The sequence below is a fragment of the Coprococcus phoceensis genome, from assembly GCF_900104635.1.
Taxonomy (GTDB): Bacteria; Bacillota; Clostridia; order Lachnospirales; family Lachnospiraceae; genus Faecalimonas; species Faecalimonas phoceensis.
Genome location: NZ_FNWC01000007.1, coordinates 76075 through 94484, shown reverse-complemented (window position 1 = coordinate 94484; position 18410 = coordinate 76075). Strand labels below are relative to the sequence as shown.

The following is an 18410-nucleotide window of genomic DNA, read 5'->3' as shown; positions in this document are numbered from 1 at the left end:
AGCTACACACCTCCTATCAAAATTATCTGCCCTACAATCCCGACGACAATTATCGCCAGTACCAAAAGAGCCATTACGCAAGCTGTTCTCTTTTCCTTACGCAGATATTTCTTATGTCTGTTTCGGATTCTTCTTTTCTCCCAATCAGGGAGTGCTTTTCTTCTGTTCCGGTTCAATTCCATCTTCCTCCAAAATCTTAATCAGTTCTTTCTTGAGTTCCCTCAACACACTTTCCTCGGCACTATACGGTATCGTACAGCCCTTATCTGATGCCACAAATAAACGTCTTACTGCTCTATCTACGTTCATGCTTCTTTCTCCTTTTCTTCGCCCTGTTTTTATTGCGTTTGTAACGCTGGTATTCTTTGTATGTCACAGTTCTTTCTCACCTCCCTTCAAGCCTACGAATTGCCTCTTCTCTGCTAATCTCGATATATCTTGCCACTTCGGTTATTGTAGCTTCGTATCTGTGCTTCTTCGGTCTGGTTTTAATAACTCGACCAAATTCCCAAAAACCATTTTTCATATTGTAACGAACTTTATTTTTGTCGCACCCTACTATTTTTGCGATTGCCGGTGCTTGTATGATTTCGCTCACGCTTATCACCTCCTACTCTAAGAAATACTCAATGCTTACTCCGAAGTAATGAACTGCTTTTCATTCCTTCTTACAATTTCATTAGTAACTTTCTTGTGAACTGATTCCGAAACTTCATCGAACTCAACTTTACCGCTCATTAATGCAACGCTTATCATTCTGTTTAATAAAGCCAATTCTTTGTAAGTTAATTTCATGCTGTTACCTCCACACTTGTCTCTAAATATTTTCTTTGATATAATTTTCCTATCAAATTATGAAAGGAATGATTAATATGTCCAATATTAAAATTGAAAGTAATAAATTTTCGTCCGAATACATCTCTTCTTTAGCATATAAGCCTACAAATGTTTGTCCCGTTTGCAAAGCAAATATCTCACCATTCCCTTTATATGCTTTTGCTTATGATGTCGGATATTGTGTCCAACACGCATGTGTTTTGAATTACTGCACTGGATGCCATGCTCCATTTATAAGTACTTATGAAGTATCTGCTGATGGAAGTGGCAACTCATGCGAAATTAACTATATTGGTTCTGAACCAAATCGTTTTGTCAAACAGGATTTCGATAATAAGATATCTGAGCTGTCACCTCAATTTGATAAAATATATAATCAAGCTCTTGCCGCCGAATCTTCTGGTCTCGATGAAATTGCAGGTCTTGGATATCGAAAAGCTCTGGAATTCCTTATCAAGGATTATGCTATCCATGAGTATCCAGATGAAGCTGAATCAATTAAATCTAAACCATTGGTACAATGCATTAAAAACTACATTTCTGCCGATAATATAAAAACTTTAGCTGAACGTTCTGCATGGATCGGGAATGATGAAGCCCACTACATTCGAAAACAAGAAGCTCGCGATGTTTCTGATATGAAATCATTTATTCAAGCAATTGTATACTTTATTGGGATGATGCTTATTACTGAAGATGCCGCATCTATGAATCCTGTGAAATAGGCTCTTTCACACCAAAATCTATATTCAGTTCAAAATTATGAAGCCGATCAATTGTCATTCTCAGTTGTTCGGCTTCTTTATAAGCCTGATTTATCAAGTCTCGAAATTCTGATAAATTCTTTACTTCTATACTTAGCCTTCCGGTTGGAACTTCTAATCCTGTTCCTGAATCTTCCTGATTGTAATATCCTTTCATCTCTATCACTCTCCTTTCTCTTCTTGTTCTGTCCGTATTATTGGACATCTAATCCGGTATTCTGCTCTATGAAGTATTTGATTGATACGCCGAAATAATCGGCTAGGATTTTGAGTTTATCCAATTTGGGAGTGGTTATCCCATCTCTCCAATCGTATAAAGTAGCTGTTGCAATTCCAGTATCTTTCGCAACCCTATAAATTGTTTTGTTTGTTTTTGATAATAATTCATCAAATTTTTTGTACACTTTTGCACCACCTTTCCGTGATAAAATATTGAAAATATATCGGAAATATGATATAGTCAAGTTACCATCTAGATTAAAACATATTTCCGAGATACGAAATCCGTTTTATATCACGGTTTTCTTTCGTATCTCTAATATATCACGGTTTTCTTTCATAGTCAATACTGATTTATGAAATTTTTCCGTTTTATTTTGGAGGCTTAACATGTATGAAAAATTTGAAACACTTTTAAAACAAAATAATGTGACCCCATATAGGGTTCACAAAGAAACTGGCATATCCACAGCTACTCTTTCAGACTGGAAAAATGGCAAGAGTGAACCTAAAAAAGATAAAATCGAAAAAATATGTGACTATTTTGAAGTTCCTTTATCCTATTTTTATGGAAATGATGGCATCGAAGAAAAACCAGTCTTAACAAAAAGAGATACTAAGGAAATAACCGAAATGTTGAATGATATGGAAAGCTTACTTCAGCAAGATGGTCTCATGTTTGACGGAGACCCAGCTACACCGGAAGCGATTGATTCCATATTGTCTGCCATGAAAATCGGAATGGAGATGGCTAAGCAGAAAAACAAAGAAAAGTACACACCTAAAAAATATAAAAAGGATTGATACTTATGGATATTAAAAAACGAGTGAATCAAATTGTCCGAAAATACGGCACAAGAAATCCACTCGAAATTGTTGAGAAAATGGATATGATTTTAGTACGATATCCATTGGAAGGTGTTCGTGGCTTCTATCACTACTTTCAGCGTAATCATATAATTTACGTCGACGATAGACTTCCGGATCACATGGTATTGTTTGTGATTGCACATGAACTTGGACATGTATTCCTACATAAGAAAAGTAATGCAATATTCATGGATACAAGAACGCACTTTGTCAAAAACAAATATGAAAACGAAGCGAATCTTTTTGCTATGAATTTACTTATAAGCGATGAAGATATAGAAGAACATCTTGAATATACAACTTCTCAGCTATCACGTCTTTTCGGATATGAAAAAAGTTTGATAGAATTGAGACTAAAAAATTTTAATTGATATAACCGCTACGGCGTTTATATATAAAGGGTTGGTTACCCTTAGATGTGAGCTAAAGAGAAAGGAAGTGAGAATTTGTATTGAACATAAATGAATACATCGTAAAACGAGTAGACGACCAAATAAACTGGTATGACAAAAAATCTCAAGAAGCACAAAAATGGTATAAGCTTCTGCAAATCATAGAAATTATACTTGCTTCACTTATACCATTATTATCCGGATATACATCTTCTTGTAAAAAACTATCCATTATTATAGGATTATTTGGAGCAATTATTGCAATAATTGAATCTGTATCAAAGCTTTACAAATTTCATGAAAATTGGATACAATACCGGTCTACCTGTGAAATGCTTCGATATCAAAAGCATTTATATATAACCGGATCTGCACCTTACAATAAAGAAGATGAAACTATTGAAAATATTTTTATTCGTAATATCGAAAATATCATATCATCGGAAAATAATCAGTGGAAAAATATAAATACTATGAAAGAAGAATCAAATGACACTCCACCCACTAATTAATTCTTTGATATGTTTTTTCAAAAATATCCGGCTTGCAAGGGTATTGTTCCCCTTCTACACCTGTTATAATCCAGTCTCCTGGAGATGCTTTCATATCACCTTCAAGAGTATGAATCACCATTTCCTTATCAGTCTGATAAGCCTCGATGATTACAGGTCGTTTTATAAATTTTTTTTTAACTTTATTCACAGTATCACCTCACATAGAAAGGATTGATTTATATGCCAAATTTATATGATTATCGTTTATTTATTAGTCACGCATGGAAATACGGAGAAAACTATAACCGATTAATTGATTTACTAGATAATGCATCTTATTTCTCCTATTTTAATTATTCAGCACCAACCCAAAAGCCATTGTTCCCACCAGGAACTCCAAAAACCAATTTAGAAATACAAGAGCTAATTACAGCAAAAATACGACCATCTCAAATTACAATCGTGATTTCCGGAATGTATGCTGCATATAGCGATTGGATGCAGTATGAAATCAGTGAATCTGTTCGAATGGGAAAACCTATTTTAGGTATTTACCCTTGGGGACAAGATCGTGCACCTATAGCAGTAACTAACGCGGCAGATGAAATGGTTCGATGGAATACATCTTCCATAGTTAATGCAGTTCGAAAATTAGTACCTTAAATACATATTGTTGACTGTCAACTTTAATATATCACAAGAATATATATATTTCAATAAAGCTATCTAAGGTTCTCCACGGCATGTAGAGAAACAACAAAACAATATTTTTACCTAGATAACTAAAAACCGCCCGGCACGCCAATACCGAACGGTCAACATACACCCGAAGATGTACATCCATATTGCAAATTATATTGTATCATCTTCGGAACAGTTTAACAATCAGAACATGTATTCTGTTTGTTGGCTGTTATTTTTATACCCAAAATCACGAAAGGAGATGATAATATGCCAAGACGTAAAAAATATCCAAAGCTTCCTAACGGATACGGACAGATTCGCTATCTAGGAAAGAACCGCCGCAATCCATACGGAGTTTATCCTCCTGCTACGGAAGAGTATCCAAACGGACAGATGAAGCCACAGAAAGCACTCTGCTACGTGCCTGACTGGCCAACAGGCTTTGCAGTCCTGACAGCCTATAGAGCTGGCACATACATACAGGGAATGGAAAAGGATTTTGCAGAGATAAACAATGCACAGAACGCTGACAAGTTTATACAAAGTCTGCTCGCAAATTATAATATAATGGAAGGAATCAAAAGCAAGTCAAACGAAAACTTGAGTTTTAAGGAAGTGTTTTATAAATTTTATAAAAGAAAATTCGGCCACGAATTTGCTGAAAAAATTCAGAAGCGTAGCAGTTTGGAATACGCGTTCCGTGCCGGCTTTAAAAACTGCCAATCATTACATGACAGAATTTTTACTGATATCGTATCTGACGATCTGCAAGAAGTGATGGACAATTGCACGCTTAAACACGCCAGCGTCGAACATATACAAAGAGTTTTTCGTAACTTGTACAAATATGCCATTGCAAACGATATTGTAAAGAAAGATTACTCGGCGTTTATCGAAATAACACAAGATGATGATGATGAGCATGGCATACCGTTTTCAAAAGCAGACATAAAAAAATTATGGGACGAAAAGGAAAATGAAATTGCAGAGATGTTGATAATTATGTGTTATTCAGGTTTCAGAATAACAGAGTACAAAACACTGGAAGTAAATTTGAAAGAAAAATATTTCTTAGGTGGAATAAAGACTGATGCCGGAAAGGACCGTATAGTCCCAATTCACTCTGCCATTCTTCCGCTGGTTGTCCGAAGAATGAAAAAGAATAAAAAATTACTCCTAACATCCGATGTGCAGTTCAGGAAAAATATGTACGCTCTTTTAAGTGAACTCGGTATAGCGAAGCATACACCTCACGACTGCCGGCACACCTTTTCAAAATTATGCGAAGATTTTGAGGTGAAAGAAAATGATAGAAAGAGAATGCTCGGGCACGCATTTAAGGATGTGACAAATAAAATTTATGGACACAGAGACATTGAAGATTTACGAACTGAGATTGAAAAAATAGTATCTCCTGATTTGTTGTAAATGTGTTGTAAACCGTTTTATTTTATCCAATTACTAATTGTTATATTTTTCGATATTTCAACACTTAAAAACCCCCGTGGTTGACAGGTTTTCTATGAATTTGCGTCAACCACAAGGATTTTCGATAAACCTATTAATTTTAAATCTATGTAAAATAATTTTACAAAAACAGGTTGGAAAATCAAACGATTTTCCAACCTATCAAACATTTTACCATATATGCATTACATGCTGCATTCCAAGACTTACGATTGTAATTCCAAGCCAACATGACATTCCAAGAAGAATCGGGCGTCCTCCGCTTTTTATTAACTTTACAATGTCTGTGTTGAATCCAATTGCCGCCATCGCCATAATAATAAAGAATTTAGACAAATCTTTAAGCGGCACAAATACTTCTGCCGGTACTCCCACTGCTGTAGCGATTGTCGTAATCACACTCGCTCCGATAAAGAATAAAATAAAGAACGGAAATACCTGTTTCAGGGACACTTTATCTCCTTCTTTCTCCTCTGCTTTTCTCGCCCTTATAAATGCAAGTACAAGTGTAATCGGAATAATTGCTAAAGTTCTCGTCAGCTTTACAGTCACTGCCTTATCAAGTGTCTGGCTTCCCAAATTATAAAGGCTGTCCCATGTAGATGCTGCTGCTGTAACAGAAGATGTATCATTTACCGCCGTTCCCGCAAATACACCGAACGCTTCTCCGGATGTGGTAGAAAAACCAAGTGCACCTCCAAGTGCTGGGAAAATTAATGCCGCCAAGATATTAAAGAGAAAGATAACGGAAATCGCCTGCGCCACTTCTTCTTCATCTGCATCAATGACAGGTGCCGTGGCTGCAATCGCAGAACCTCCACAGATGGAAGAGCCAACTCCAACCAATGTTGAAATCTTCGCTGGTATGCGAAGTACACGGTGAAGTACATATGCAATCACCAATGATACCGTAATCGTACAGATAATAATCGGCAAAGACTGTTTTCCGGTCTCCATCACAACTTTTAGATTCATTCCAAATCCTAACAGCACAACTGCATACTGCAAAATCTTTTTCGATGTATACTTAACTCCTGGTGCAAAGGATTCTTTCTTTTTTACAAGCGGAGCAAAAGTCATCCCTCCAAGAATCGCAAATACAGGACCTCCTATAATCGGAAATTGTTTTCCAAGCAGACTTGCTGGTACTGCCAATAACAGGCACAATAAAAGTCCTTTCCAGTTTTGTCTAATTAAATTCATACTAACCTCCCTCTACATTGATGCCCGAATTGCTGCTATCGTTCCATCTGAAACTGCTGTTGCCACCTGACGCACCTGTTTTTCACAAATATCTCCTGCTGCATATACCCCATCTATCTTTGTTTCCTGATTCTCATTGACTGGAATAAATCCGTTATGCAACTGTAGTTCAGTATACAATTCTGTATTTGGTATCGTTCCTGCATAGACAAATATTCCGCATCCCGGATCAGAAATTGTCTCAATGCTCCCAGTTTTCTCATCTGAAATTTCCAGAGATTCTACTTGCTCTACCCCGTATACTGCATGCAGCCTCGATCCAAGACGCAACTCAATATTTGAAGTATTTGAAACTTTTTCCTTGAATTCCGCAATACATCCTAATGTCTCTTCAAAATGAATAATTGTGACCTGTTCTGCATACTTTGCCAGATACAATGCTTCTTTTACAGCTCCATCTGCCCCTCCAACTACATAAATATGCTTTCCTTCATAGCTTTTCCCATCTTTTGCCGCATTGAGGCCCACCCCTTTTCCTGATAATTCTAATTCTCCTCGGATTCCAAGTTTTCTAGGTGTCATTCCATTAGCTATAATTACTTTTTTTGTCCTATAAACTGCATCTCCCGTATAAATTTTTTTAATGTTATTGCTCAATTCTACTTGCTTTACCGTCTCATATATAATTTCCACCCCTGCATTTTCTGCCTGCTGTTTCATACGTTCTGCTAATGTTACTCCTGTCTCACCTTCTATAACTCCTGCATAATGTGTAACCGTTGATACTTTACCAATCAATCCACCCACTACATTTTTTTCAATCAATAATGTCTTTTTGCCTCTGCTCACCGCATAGATTCCAGCACTAATTCCTGCTGGTCCCGCTCCGATAATAATAATGTCATACATAGCTACTCCTCCTTATTCCCTGTCTTTCTCTATGTTTTACAACTACACTATATACAATTATCACCATTTTGTAAAATTATATATATTGATATAACCATAAATATTTGTTATGATTATAAAAACTATTACCACATTAAAAGGAGAAGCCATGCTTGATTTTCGAATGGAAACATTTTTAAAGGTCTGTGAATATATGAATTTTACGCATGCCGCTCATGATTTGAATCTGACTCAGCCTGCTGTTTCACAACACATCAAATATCTGGAAAAAGAATATGATGCACCATTGTTCGCGCGTGATAAGAAAAAACTAACACTGACTCCTGCGGGTGAAATTCTTCGCTCTGCTTTGGAGACGATGCGAAATGATGAGAACACTATGAAGATACGCATGAAAGAAAGTCTCTGTGAAAAAAAGATCCTGACTTTTGGTGTCACAATGACAATTGGCGAATATGCCATAGTACCTTCCCTTTCTGCATTCATTAAAAAGCACCCCGACACCGATATTCACGTTCGTTACGCCAATACGCAGACGCTGCTCTCTTTTTTATACGAGGGAAGCATTGATTTCGCCATTGTGGAAGGGTATTTTAAATCCGATAATTACGAGACCCGTATTTTTAAGACAGAAGAATATATTGCTGTGGCTTCCAAAAACCATGTGTTTCAAAAACCTGTTCACTGTCTGAAAGACTTAACCTCTGAATGTCTTTTGATTCGGGAGCACGGCTCCGGCACAAGAGCAATCCTGACGAAAACACTTGCGCTCAAAAATATGTCGATTCAGAATTTCCCTCATATTGTGGAAATTGAAAATATCCACGCTATCGTGAGCCTGCTTTGTCAGGACTGCGGCATCTCATTCCTGTACAAATCAGCTGTTGAACAGGAAATAAACGATGGTCGCCTGAGACAAATTCCACTCTCTGACTTTATGGTCATGCATGATTTTACATTTCTTTGGAATAAAGACAGTGTGTTTTCACAGGAATATGAAGTAATCTTTAATGAATTACAATCTTCTATCCTTCCATAATATCAAAAAAGGACTGCTTTTTGCAGCCCTTTCTTCTATAATCCAAATTGAATCTGATTCTCCTCAAGCTCTTCCTGTCTTTCCTCTTCTCGCCCGTTCTTCTGCTGCCTGAGGCATTCTAAAATAGCTTCGTTCAAAGACAGCATCTTTTCATCCAACGCAGATACCATCTCCGCACATTCTCTTAAGTCTCTGCTGATGTAAGCCGGTGCTTTTCCCTCAAACTTATAGTAAATCTTATGCTCTAAACTAGCCCAAAAATCCATTGCAATCGTACGTATCTGAATCTCAACTTTCGTATTCACAACACTATCTGACAGAAAAATCGGAACTGCCACAAGCATATGATAACTTTTATATCCGCTTTCCTTTGGATTTTTAATATAGTCCTTAATAGAAAGCACTTTCAAATCACTTTGATTCCCGATCATCTCCGCAAGTCTGTAAATATCAGAAGTAAACGAACAGATCAATCTCACTCCTGCAATATCATTCACATATTTTACCATGTTCTCAATCGTTGCCTCATATCCGTATCTTTTCAGCTTTTTGACGATACTCTCCGCCGTTTTGATTCTTGTCTTTATATGCTCGATTGGATTATACTGATGCACATGCTGAAATTCATCATTCAAAATCTCTAATTTGGTGCCCACTTCTTTCAATGCCGAATTATACAAAAACATAACTGTTTTCCAACTGTCGACATCTTCATAACTTTTAATTGCATCTAACATCAAGTTCTTCTCCCCTATCTTACTCGAAGAGTAATTATTACTACAATAGTATACCATAATCCAAAGAGACTGTCATAAACTTCATGCTTTTTTTAGAAAGTTTCTCCTCATCGGCCCTTATAATTCTAATTTCATATCGCCATACTGAATCCATTTTTTCTTTCTCATAAATTCTGAAATGAGCAGTGTCACAATCGCCGGAAGGGCAATCTGTATCACGATAATTTTTATAAGTACGATCATCGGCGGCTCCACTGCCGTCATCGTCTGCCATGTCATAATCTGTCCGACAAGTCCTGCTGTTCCCATTCCAGAGCCGGTCGCATTGCTTGTCATGTGCAGAATCATCGTTCCGACAGGTCCTAAGATAGCACTTGATAAAATTGCAGGAACCCAGATAATTGGCTTTCTCACAATATTTGGCACCTGAAGCATCGATGTTCCGATTCCTTGTGCTAATAGTCCCCCGATTTTATTTTCTCGATAGCTTGCAACTGCAAATCCAACCATATTACAGCAGCATCCAATTGTTGCAGCTCCTGCCGCAAGACCGGAAAGATTCAAAATAACCCCAAGTGCCGCGGAACTAATCGGAAGTGTCAGAATCATTCCCATCAAAACCGAGACAATAATTCCCATCAAAAACGGCTGCTGCTCTGTTCCCCAATTAATCAATGCTCCAAGCGCTGTCATAAATTCAGAAATCGGAGGTCCAACTAAAAGACCTACTGCCGATCCGGCTGTAATCGTTACAATCGGAGTAACCAAAATATCCACCTTTGTTTTTCCTGAGACAAGATGTCCGAATTCAATCCCTACGTAAGCCGCAAGAAATGCTCCCAACGGTTCTCCCGGTCCTGCAAATACCATGGCACCATCTACAAGAACACTTCCCGCGAGCAGTTTTGCCGCAAATGCGCCCACCATTCCGGCAGTCGCTGCTGACAGCACAACAAGCGGACTTTCCTTAAATCGATAGGCAACACCTACACCAATTCCTGCCCCCGTAAATGTGGCTGCCATCTTTCCAAGTACAAAAATCATATTCCCGACATTCCCGCCAATCAAACTTCCAATCTGCTGAATAATTGTGCCGACGATCAATGTTGCAAAAAGTCCCTGCGCCATTCCTGTTAATCCATCAATAAAAATACGATCTAATAATTTCTTTAATTTTTCCATTCTACGCTCCCATTACATTTTATTTTACATGTGTCTTGTCACTAGCAGAGTCTACCATATCTGCCTATAAAAAGTCAAGCATGTCTATATTGAAAATCAATTGCAAAGTATTGTATAATGATGCATACGAACAAATATAGAAAGGATGACAACCATGTTTCGTTTATGGGGAAAAATATTTAAAGATAATCGAATGTTAAAAGATACTGTCATTTGTGATGATACAGACGATACAAGAACACATAAAATTTTCCACGCGCTGGATGAGGTTTGTTACCAGTTTGATTTAAGCAAACCGATTTGGCTGGATTCTACGATTGCCGAATTCAAAAAACATGACAAAGCACGCTTTTATCAGGACAATTTCGTAGACTCTATTGATTTTGACTATCTGGAAATTCATATCATTGAAGAGTAACAAATGAGGGATGTGAGCTTCTCAAAAGCCACATCCCCAATTATCATTTTTCAAATTGCTATTCATTTCGAATTGCTGCAAGCGGACTTAATTTCATTGCTCGTCGTGCCGGGAAGTATCCTGCCGCCATTCCCACAAGAATCGCAAATGCAAGTGAAATCAGCACAAGCCAAGGTGGAATATAAGAAATTACATCTGTCATGCCCATCTCGGCTCCCATGCTTCCAACCACTTTATTGACCACGAATGACATCATAAGACTTAAGATATTTCCGATCACGCCCCCGATCAGTCCGATAAATCCGGCTTCCAGCAGAAACATCTGCCGAATATTTTTCAGACTGCAGCCTAACACTTTAATGACACCGATTTCTTTCGTTCTCTCATAAATCGACATCATCATCGTGTTTGCAATACCAATCGCTGCAACAAGAAGCGATACCGCACCGATTCCTCCCAGAACCGCCTGTATCATTGCAAACTGTTTCTGCATACTTTCCAGATACTCTGCATTGCTGTATGTCTGAAATCCCAGTGTCCTGATTTCATTTGAAACAGATTCTACATTGTCAAGATTATCCACTTTCACCTGCGCTGAGCTATACGTAAAATAACTGTAAGGTTTTCCGCTGCTTGTGGACGGTTGACCAGGAATCACTCTTCCCCGAAATTCTTTTTTCAAAATGGTCTTCAGTGTCTCGATGTCGCAAAAGGTTGAATACGAATATGCATTGTATTCATCAACAGTTCCTTCCACGACACCGGACGCTTTTACAACATATTTTTTTGCTGTCTTTGGTGTCTTTGTTGCTGTCTCTCCTCCATTTTCCACGTTACCAAAACCACTTCCCGACTGGCTCTGGTAATAGGCATCTGTATCCAGGATCAAAAACAGAGAATCCTTTGCGAAATCAATATCCGGAAGTTCTCCGGTATCCCAATAACCACTGCCTCCTGATTTATTGCTGAAATTCGTGATTACCATGTTCCCCATCACCAGATCTAATGAGCTTCCATTTTCAGCCGGCAATTTTCCGCCCTCTTTCAATGGAATATTCATTTTTTCCAGTGCCTCATGGGACATTCCCTGCACCGTCAAAAATCCTTCATAATTGCCTTTTAACGCAATTGCCGATACCTCTAAAACAGGACTTACAAATTCTACATTTTCTAATTTTTTCAATTTTTCAATCACATCATCTGTGATATATTCTTTCGATTCCTCTCCGGAATCTACCATCATGCCACCCTGCCTGTCTTTTCCTGTCACCTGAATGGTCGTCAAACCACCAGATTTTTCTATTTCTTTATAGGTAGACTGCTGAAGACCAAGTCCGAGAGAAATCATAACAACAATGGAAGCTGTCCCAATCACAACCCCTAGAACGGTTAAAAAGGTTCGAAGCTTTCTGCGTTTCAGATTTCCACTACTCATTCTCAGTAAGTCTATTAAGCTCATCCTCTAAAATTTCCTCCTCTTCTGCTCTTCTTTTTTTCTCTTTTTTCTTCTTCACAATTACAACGACAACAATCACTCCGATGATAATTACTCCGACAATCACCGGAATAATCGGGAACGCTTTTTCTTGCTCAACCATTTCACTTTCATTCATCATGTCATCTGTCATCGGTGCTGTCACTAAAAGTGTCAGTTCTTTTTCAGTTGTAAATACTGCTCCCGACTCATCTTCATAAGTAACAATCATCTTAACTTTACCATCACCTGTTGTCTCTGACTCTCCGGTTATCATACCATCAATTGAAGCTGTCGCTCCGGATTCTACATTTCCGACAAAAATCTCTTTAGATTTGATTCCTTCACCCTCAAATTTTGCTTTTACGTTATACAATTTAATTCTTCCCATGTTATACAGACTGCACATGACATTAACTTCGCTTCCAACTTCCACAGTCTCTCCACTCAGCTCAAATTCACTGAATTCAAATCTCGCATCCTGTTTAACCGGAACTGAGATACTTGATGTACTTTCAAATTGTGTTCCACTTCCGTCTTCATACTTCATAGACATCTCGACACTATATGGTTTCTGTACCAGATCTGATTTTGCATTCATATCAATCGAAATGTCTTTTGTCCCATTTGCTCCGATTCCATCCAGATATACAGTGCTAGAGCCGGACGCCGGAAGGAACGCCGGAGATGCAGTGTTTGCATCCTGTCCTTCTGTCGGTGCGTTAAAGTCAAACAGCATATTTTTTACCGCTGTTGTCTTGGATGTATTTTTCAAATGTACAATCAGTTTAAAATTGCTTCCCGCCTTTACTTCTGCCGGATCTGTTGAAAATCCTGTGACAATTACTCTCGGAACAGATGTCGATGTCGTTGCTGATCCGCCACCTGCACTATCTCCTCCAGTATACATCATCGGTTCACTGTTGTAGACACCTGTATCCCCCGAAGGTTGCTGCGGTTGTGGATCTTTCTGTGTGTTTTCTTCTGGATTTTCCTGTGGCCTCTCTTCCGGCTTAGCTGTCATTTTTACAAATACACTCTGCTCAAATGCATTTTCCAATCCATCGTAACTAACATCGAATTTCACATTATAATATTTTGATGCCACATCTTCCCTTGCTTTCACATCATATGTGAGCTCATAAGATTTTCCCGCTTCGATCTTATCCACTTTCTGCTCATAGGATACATTTTCAATTTCAAACGGCCACTTCTCAATATTTGCCTTCACCTGCGGAGTTACTACTACATTTTCAATTGCTGTATCTGTACCGTTTGTAATCGTAAGCTTTAACTCTTTCTCCTGTCCATACTGATAAGCCGGTGTCGCAGTTCCACTCGCCTTTACGGTCACTTTTCCCGCTGCGTGCAGTGGCATCACCATCCCTGCCACCAGAATCATACTCATGGCAACCATCATTATTTTCTTAATCTTTCTCATCTTCTTTCTCCTCTCCCTTTGTACGGTTGTCTTCTATCTTTACAATCTCTCCATCAATAATATGGAAAATCCGATCGGCATACGAAGCCAGATGATTGTCATGTGTAACCATAACAAGCGTCTTTTTCTGCTCCCTTACCACCTTCTGCATCAATTCCATCACCTCTTTGGATGTATGCGAATCCAGATTTCCTGTCGGCTCATCCGCAAATATAATCTTCGGATCAACAACCAGTGCTCTTGCAACCCCTACTCGCTGCTGCTGCCCTCCCGACATCTGATTCGGCAAATGCTTTTTATGCTTTTTTAAATTGACCAGATCCAGCATCTTATCTGCTTTTTTTAGTCGGCTTTCTTTTTTCTCTCCGCGAAAGCTCAAGGGCAATGCCACATTTTCCACCGCATTCATCGTCCCAATCAGATGAAAAGACTGAAAAATAAATCCAACATGATCACGTCTAAAGCTGACAAGCTGATCTTCCTTCAACTTCTCCATGTGCTCGCCGTTAATGATCACTTCTCCTTTTGTCGGTTTTTCCAGTCCGGCAAGCATATTTAACAACGTTGATTTCCCTGATCCCGAAGTCCCTACAATCGCACAGAACTCTCCTTCGTTGATTGAAAAATTCACTCCATTCAAAGCATGCACAACACTGTCCCCGACACGATAGAGCTTAAACAAATTCTTCACTTCTATAATTTTCCCCACAGATACTCTCCTTCCTGTTTTTTTCTTAATTTTACTATACCAAAGGATTTTCTGAATATTATATAGGAAATCTTAAGTTTTCCTTAACCTATAAAATAAGTGCTTTTAAGCAAGAAAAAAGAGCCTCTAAAAGCTCTTTTCTCTTGACTTTATTTTTCTTCTCTTCGTTTCCAAACGTTCACACTTACCAACGCACTTCCTGCCGCAGCAGTCAACAGCCACATCAATGGAGTAGCATCTCCTGTTTTTGGTGAAGGACCTGTTGGAGTCGTTTTCTCTTCCGATACCGATTCTTTCTCTGGTTGTGGTACCGCTGCCTGTATTTTTTCCAAGCCTTGTAATGCACTGTCAAGCTGTTTTGTCGCTGCATCAATCTCATCTTGAACTGCAAATTCATCTGCTAATACCGTCTTTGCGTTTTCCAGTTCTTGTTCTAATGTCGCATAACTGGCTTCTGTATACATATCTTTCTGAACAGCTTCCGCTTTGGCAATCAACGCCTCCAACGCTTCTGTTGAAACTTCATCCATCACACGTGCAACTGTGTAATTTGGCATTATATTCTCTGTCAATACAGATGGTACAAACATTTCTGTTGATCCACTTTCTTTGAACGCTTTTAATTCTGTCAAAATACTTTTTGCACTGTTAAATGCATCCTGTGCAATTACTTTTCCAATCTCTGTTGCTTTTTCCTGTGCAAGTTCCGGTGATTTTTCATATAACTTCTGCATATCCACATCAACTTGTTTTTGCTGTTCAATCAATTCTGCCTGATACGCATCCCAGTATTTTCGAATATTTGTCCCATACAATTCTCGATTGTCATCTGCCAGATCATTCAAGTCATTGAACACCCAAAACATAGAATCTTCTACAGATGTCAGCTCATCATTGTGGTATCCATCCCATGTCTCTGTCAGCATTGCTCCATAATACGGAAGATATAAAGAAAACTCTGCTCTTGACATCGCAAGCCATTCTACTCCTGACATTCCCTGATACATCCCGTCACGCATCTCCAAAATATGGCATTCTGCCTGATTCTTATTGCCGATTGCATAGATTGACTCATTTACATTGGAATCCATCTTTGTTCCTTCTCCTCTGTATGCCAGAAACTTCATGATATCCTGTGTAGAAAATTTTTTATCTGGCGTAAACAACAAATCATACGGACCATAAACTCCATCCTCTGAAGGCTCAATACTTAAACCCTCTCCTTTTTCATGGTTCAAGTAATATGTCCCTTGCCACAAACGTGTCAGCTGACCTTTTCCCGGGTTTTCTGCACCATATGTCTGTGTGACATGAATCATTCCATCTTCCGTCTTTAAAAATCCATTTTCTTCCGCTAATGATACCAATCCTTCAGATGCAATCACATTTTCTGTATCTGTCACATCAACCGTTCCAAGAAGCATCATATTCGGAATTGCCGCAACCTGATCTTCCGGCAGCTTAATGGCTGCATATTGATGACCGGAAACAATTTCCATGTACCACGCTTCATTTGGATCACTGATCATAATCGTGTTACATTCCCCCGAACCGTATTTTTCCACAATCTCTCCTAACAATTCCACTCCGTCTCTTGCTGTTTTGGCCTGCCCAAGTAGAATCGATCCCATCGATAATTCACAGATACCGGTATCTACCAATGGATCTGCCGCTTTTGCCTTATCATTATAATAGGTAGATACAGTGGCTGTCATAGCAACCTCATTTTCATTGATTCCTACCTCTGCATAAGGCTCTTCTCCTTCTCCAAACAGTGGTGAATCTTTTGCAAGTGTATATTGATATGTGTGTTCTGGATATGGCATTGAAAATCCATATGCATCTTCAAAAATTGCTCCTGGTTCATGGTCTTCTGCCGGATGCACCGTAAATATTTTTGTATGTCCCGCTCCGATATCCTCTGATCTTCCAATATAGGATGAGCCATTCTCTGAAACTTCTTTCCCTACATATACTCCCATACAGGCAAATGCCTGCATAGAACTCCCCATGGCCATTGTGCCTGCCAAAACCAGTGCTGCTATTTGTTTCTTCTTTATCATTTTCCCCATTCCCTTCATTTCCTTTTTTGTATAACTATACATTTTATTCTTATATTATACATCCTATTTTTTATTTTTCAAGCACTTTTTTGTATTTTATACACTTTGAATGTTTTTTTATTCACATCATATTCTGTTTTATGCACTTTTTATGTGCTCAAACTTCTTTACTTTTCCTAAAAAGTATGTTATTTTGAAGAAACAACTTTTCTCGCTGCATTTCATCTTTTTCGCAGCAAAATCTCTTAAGCCTAAAGGCTTCTTTATTTCCAGCTTCCACTCAGAAGCATTGATCCAACAACACACATGAGATAATCAAGGAGGTTTATCTATGACAAACAGATTAAAACAATATTTTCCCATGCTCCGTACACGTACAGAAATTATGGAAATCATTATCAAAGATGAAACATTAAAAACTTTATTTGACAGTTGGGAAACCGAATTTCAAGAAGAATTTCTGAATATCTGTACAGGTATATCCGGAGTCAAAGTATTATACGATTTTATGATTAAAGAAATACTGAATCCAGAGGCAGTGCCGGAACGAATTGGAGAACTACTGTCTTTACTGCTAAACCAGAAAGTAAAAGTACTAACCGTACTGCCAAATGATACTACCCGCATCGCTGATGAAACATCTCTTATTATCACCGATATCGTTGTAGAACTAGAAGACGGCAGTATCGCAAACATTGAAATACAAAAAATCGGGTATCAGTTCCCCGGTGAACGATGTGCCTGCTATTCCTCAGACTTGCTTCTACGTCAATATAAAAGAATAAAAGGAATGAAGAAAAGAAAATTTACATATAAAAGTATCAAAAACGTCTACACCATTGTCTTCTTTGAAAAAAGTCCAAAAACATTTCATAAATTTCCTCAAAATTATCTTCATTTTTTTGAACAAAAATCTAATACTGGATTGCAGATAGAATTGTTACAAAAATATATTTTTATTCCTCTTGACATCTTTAAAGAAAATCAGCAAAATAAAGATATCAAAAGCAAATTAGATGCATGGCTTGTATTTTTAAGTATGGATAATCCCGAAATGATTGTAAAACTTATCGAAACATATCCTGAATTCAAGCCAATGTACGAACAAATCTACGATATCTGTAGAAATATTGAGGAGGTCATGGAGATGTTTTCTAAAGAATTACGAGAATTAGACAGAAATACTGTCTTATATATGATTGATGAAATGCAAGATGAGCTAGACCAAAAGAAAATACAATTGCAAGATACAGAATCCAAATTAAATGATGCACACACTCAACTAAACAGTACGCAGGATAAACTGCACTCCACACAGGATGAACTACAATCCACACAGGATGAACTACAATCCACACAGGATGAACTACAATCCACACAGGATGAACTGCAAAAAGCTCTTTTAAAAATTGCAGAATTAGAGCACCAACATACTTAAAAAAAGTGTGCTGAGCACACTCTCAGCTCCCCTGCCCCTCATTCTTGAGGGGGAGGGTTTTCCTTTGTTT

The 18410-nt window shown here is 38.2% G+C and carries 24 protein-coding genes; 9 read left to right on the top strand and 15 right to left on the bottom strand.

The features are described 5' to 3' along the window. Positions 1-2: 2 nt before the first annotated feature. From BQ5364_RS17885 to BQ5364_RS17875, 4 genes are all read right to left on the bottom strand, one after another. Positions 3-176, bottom strand: coding sequence for a hypothetical protein (locus tag BQ5364_RS17885; RefSeq protein ID WP_159431669.1), 174 nt, complete (start codon positions 174-176; stop codon positions 3-5). Beyond that, positions 145-309 (bottom strand): hypothetical protein, encoded by a 165-nt coding sequence (locus BQ5364_RS17880; RefSeq protein ID WP_159431668.1) that lies wholly within the window; start codon positions 307-309, stop codon positions 145-147. Before BQ5364_RS17880 ends, BQ5364_RS17885 begins: the two co-directional genes overlap by 32 nt. Before the next feature lie 76 nt (positions 310-385). Then, positions 386-598, bottom strand: coding sequence for a hypothetical protein (locus tag BQ5364_RS04010; RefSeq protein ID WP_071143684.1), 213 nt, complete (start codon positions 596-598; stop codon positions 386-388). 35 nt (positions 599-633) lie between these two features. Further along, on the bottom strand, positions 634-795 hold the full coding sequence (locus BQ5364_RS17875; RefSeq protein ID WP_159431667.1) for a hypothetical protein: 162 nt from the start codon (positions 793-795) through the stop codon (positions 634-636). A 59-nt stretch (positions 796-854) separates the two neighbouring features. Between BQ5364_RS17875 and BQ5364_RS04005 the strand changes: the two genes are divergently transcribed. Continuing rightward, entirely contained in the window at positions 855-1562 is a 708-nt protein-coding gene (locus BQ5364_RS04005; RefSeq protein ID WP_136017789.1) for a DUF4145 domain-containing protein, read from the top strand. Here BQ5364_RS04005 and BQ5364_RS04000 read toward each other — a convergent pair. Together BQ5364_RS04000 and BQ5364_RS03995 are read right to left on the bottom strand one after the other, a co-directional pair. Continuing rightward, positions 1543-1758 carry a hypothetical protein gene (locus tag BQ5364_RS04000; protein ID WP_071143683.1) on the bottom strand — a complete coding sequence of 72 codons (216 nt, stop codon included), beginning with the start codon at positions 1756-1758 and terminating at the stop codon, positions 1543-1545. The two genes, BQ5364_RS04005 and BQ5364_RS04000, sit on opposite strands and share 20 nt — an antisense overlap. A 37-nt stretch (positions 1759-1795) precedes the next feature. Continuing rightward, a complete protein-coding gene (locus BQ5364_RS03995) occupies positions 1796-2005 on the bottom strand; it encodes a helix-turn-helix domain-containing protein (RefSeq protein ID WP_071143682.1) in 210 nt (69 codons plus the stop codon). A gap of 205 nt (positions 2006-2210) precedes the next feature. Here BQ5364_RS03995 and BQ5364_RS03990 point away from each other — a divergent pair, with 205 nt between their 5' ends. The 3 genes from BQ5364_RS03990 (at position 2211) to BQ5364_RS03980 (ending at position 3594) form a co-directional block, all read left to right on the top strand. Then, complete coding sequence (locus tag BQ5364_RS03990) at positions 2211-2624, top strand: helix-turn-helix domain-containing protein (RefSeq protein ID WP_071143681.1); 414 nt, start codon at positions 2211-2213, stop codon at positions 2622-2624. Between the two features lie 5 nt (positions 2625-2629). Beyond that, a complete protein-coding gene (locus BQ5364_RS03985) occupies positions 2630-3061 on the top strand; it encodes an ImmA/IrrE family metallo-endopeptidase (protein WP_083382665.1) in 432 nt (143 codons plus the stop codon). Between the two features lie 80 nt (positions 3062-3141). Next, a complete protein-coding gene (locus BQ5364_RS03980) occupies positions 3142-3594 on the top strand; it encodes a DUF4231 domain-containing protein (RefSeq protein WP_083382662.1) in 453 nt (150 codons plus the stop codon). On the opposite strand, the gene BQ5364_RS03975 is transcribed toward BQ5364_RS03980, so the two are convergent. Further along, positions 3587-3784: a hypothetical protein gene (locus BQ5364_RS03975; RefSeq protein ID WP_071143679.1), complete on the bottom strand. Its 198-nt coding sequence runs from the start codon at positions 3782-3784 to the stop codon at positions 3587-3589. The genes BQ5364_RS03980 and BQ5364_RS03975 overlap by 8 nt on opposite strands. Positions 3785-3816: 32 nt before the next feature. On the opposite strand from BQ5364_RS03975, the gene BQ5364_RS03970 reads away from it, so the two are divergent. Together BQ5364_RS03970 and BQ5364_RS03965 are read left to right on the top strand one after the other, a co-directional pair. Then, the gene (locus BQ5364_RS03970; RefSeq protein WP_071143678.1) at positions 3817-4239 is read left to right on the top strand and encodes a TIR domain-containing protein; all 423 of its coding nucleotides are present in this window, start codon (positions 3817-3819) and stop codon (positions 4237-4239) included. Positions 4240-4527: 288 nt separating this feature from the next. Beyond that, positions 4528-5688, top strand: coding sequence for a tyrosine-type recombinase/integrase (locus BQ5364_RS03965; protein WP_071143677.1), 1161 nt, complete (start codon positions 4528-4530; stop codon positions 5686-5688). A gap of 210 nt (positions 5689-5898) precedes the next feature. On the opposite strand, the gene BQ5364_RS03960 is transcribed toward BQ5364_RS03965, so the two are convergent. Next, entirely contained in the window at positions 5899-6930 is a 1032-nt protein-coding gene (locus BQ5364_RS03960; RefSeq protein ID WP_004614664.1) for a YeiH family protein, read from the bottom strand. Positions 6931-6942: 12 nt separating this feature from the next. Then, positions 6943-7839, bottom strand: coding sequence for an NAD(P)/FAD-dependent oxidoreductase (locus BQ5364_RS03955; RefSeq protein ID WP_004614665.1), 897 nt, complete (start codon positions 7837-7839; stop codon positions 6943-6945). Positions 7840-7987: 148 nt separating this feature from the next. On the opposite strand from BQ5364_RS03955, the gene BQ5364_RS03950 reads away from it, so the two are divergent. Next, the gene (locus tag BQ5364_RS03950) at positions 7988-8878 is read left to right on the top strand and encodes a LysR family transcriptional regulator (protein ID WP_022250545.1); all 891 of its coding nucleotides are present in this window, start codon (positions 7988-7990) and stop codon (positions 8876-8878) included. Positions 8879-8913: 35 nt separating this feature from the next. Here the strand turns inward: BQ5364_RS03950 and BQ5364_RS03945 are convergent, their stop codons facing one another. Together BQ5364_RS03945 and BQ5364_RS03940 are read right to left on the bottom strand one after the other, a co-directional pair. Continuing rightward, positions 8914-9615: a GTP pyrophosphokinase gene (locus BQ5364_RS03945; protein ID WP_004614667.1), complete on the bottom strand. Its 702-nt coding sequence runs from the start codon at positions 9613-9615 to the stop codon at positions 8914-8916. Between the two features lie 117 nt (positions 9616-9732). After that, on the bottom strand, positions 9733-10797 hold the full coding sequence (locus tag BQ5364_RS03940) for a PTS sugar transporter subunit IIC (protein ID WP_004614668.1): 1065 nt from the start codon (positions 10795-10797) through the stop codon (positions 9733-9735). A 154-nt stretch (positions 10798-10951) separates the two neighbouring features. Between BQ5364_RS03940 and BQ5364_RS03935 the strand changes: the two genes are divergently transcribed. Further along, positions 10952-11215, top strand: a complete 264-nt coding sequence (locus BQ5364_RS03935) for a hypothetical protein (RefSeq protein WP_022250543.1) — start codon at positions 10952-10954, stop codon at positions 11213-11215. 58 nt (positions 11216-11273) lie between these two features. On the opposite strand, the gene BQ5364_RS03930 is transcribed toward BQ5364_RS03935, so the two are convergent. The 4 genes from BQ5364_RS03930 to BQ5364_RS03915 form a co-directional block, all read right to left on the bottom strand. After that, the gene (locus tag BQ5364_RS03930) at positions 11274-12674 is read right to left on the bottom strand and encodes an ABC transporter permease (protein ID WP_044988141.1); all 1401 of its coding nucleotides are present in this window, start codon (positions 12672-12674) and stop codon (positions 11274-11276) included. After that, positions 12643-14130, bottom strand: coding sequence for a COG1361 S-layer family protein (locus tag BQ5364_RS03925; protein ID WP_071143676.1), 1488 nt, complete (start codon positions 14128-14130; stop codon positions 12643-12645). The genes BQ5364_RS03930 and BQ5364_RS03925 overlap by 32 nt, the downstream gene beginning before the upstream one ends. Then, entirely contained in the window at positions 14117-14839 is a 723-nt protein-coding gene (locus BQ5364_RS03920) for an ABC transporter ATP-binding protein (protein WP_004614673.1), read from the bottom strand. Before BQ5364_RS03920 ends, BQ5364_RS03925 begins: the two co-directional genes overlap by 14 nt. A gap of 149 nt (positions 14840-14988) precedes the next feature. Then, a complete protein-coding gene (locus BQ5364_RS03915; RefSeq protein ID WP_159431666.1) occupies positions 14989-16902 on the bottom strand; it encodes a C69 family dipeptidase in 1914 nt (637 codons plus the stop codon). A gap of 331 nt (positions 16903-17233) precedes the next feature. On the opposite strand from BQ5364_RS03915, the gene BQ5364_RS03910 reads away from it, so the two are divergent. Then, a complete protein-coding gene (locus BQ5364_RS03910) occupies positions 17234-18340 on the top strand; it encodes a PD-(D/E)XK nuclease family transposase (protein WP_071143675.1) in 1107 nt (368 codons plus the stop codon). The last annotated feature ends 70 nt before the right edge of the window (positions 18341-18410 follow it).